Annotated in this window: 1 protein-coding gene; it reads right to left on the bottom strand. The window is 62.9% G+C overall.

Annotation, left to right across the window (positions count from 1 at the left end):
• Positions 1–25: 25 nt before the first annotated feature.
• A complete protein-coding gene (gene pxpB, locus K5E19_RS23235; protein WP_221553286.1) occupies positions 26–682 on the bottom strand; it encodes a 5-oxoprolinase subunit PxpB in 657 nt (218 codons plus the stop codon).
• Positions 683–698 lie beyond the last annotated feature (16 nt).

The raw sequence follows: 698 nt of genomic DNA, 5'->3' as shown, positions 1-698 counted from the left end.
GTGTATAACCCCGCGCGAATCACCTTCAACATACCCCCTCCTTCTGCGGCACGAACCGCACGGTATCGCTCGGCCGTAACAGCACCGGCTCTTCGCGTTTAGCATCAAACAGCGCCTGAGGGGTATGGCCGATAAGCTGCCAGCCCCCCGGCGAGGCGAGCGGATAAACCCCGGTCTGCGACCCGCCAATTCCCACGGAACCGGCCGGGACCATCAGGCGCGGCTCGCCCCGACGGGGCGTGTGGAGCGGCTCTGGCAATCCGCCCAGATACGGGAAACCTGGCTGGAACCCTAAGAACCACACCACGTAGTCCACCGAGGCATGCAGCTCGACGACCTGCTTTTCCGTCAGCCCCGCATGTCGCGCCACGTCGCCCACATCCGGGCCAGCCGCGTTGCCATACACCACCGGGATCTCGATAAATCGCGACTCCGGCTCCAGCGCCTCGCTCTCCTCCCACCAGCGCTGCAACCGCTCGATGGCGTCCAGCGCCACCGACTGCGGATTGCGCAGCACCACGGTAATGTTGTTCATCCCCGGAATGGCCTCGACCACTTCAGGGATTTCGCCCAGCCGCTGGGTTAAGCGCCAGATCCTTTTTTGCGTCGTCATCGTGACCGGAGGCTCTAACTCCAGTACCACTGCCGTTTCGCCTAATAAATAACAACGCGCTCGCTGCACTTACGCACCTCTCATC

The organism is Enterobacter sp. RIT637, from assembly GCF_019718755.1.
GTDB lineage: Bacteria > Pseudomonadota > Gammaproteobacteria > Enterobacterales > Enterobacteriaceae > Enterobacter.
The sequence above is the reverse complement of the archived record's forward strand: the minus strand, read 5'-3'. Positions and strand labels throughout refer to the sequence as shown.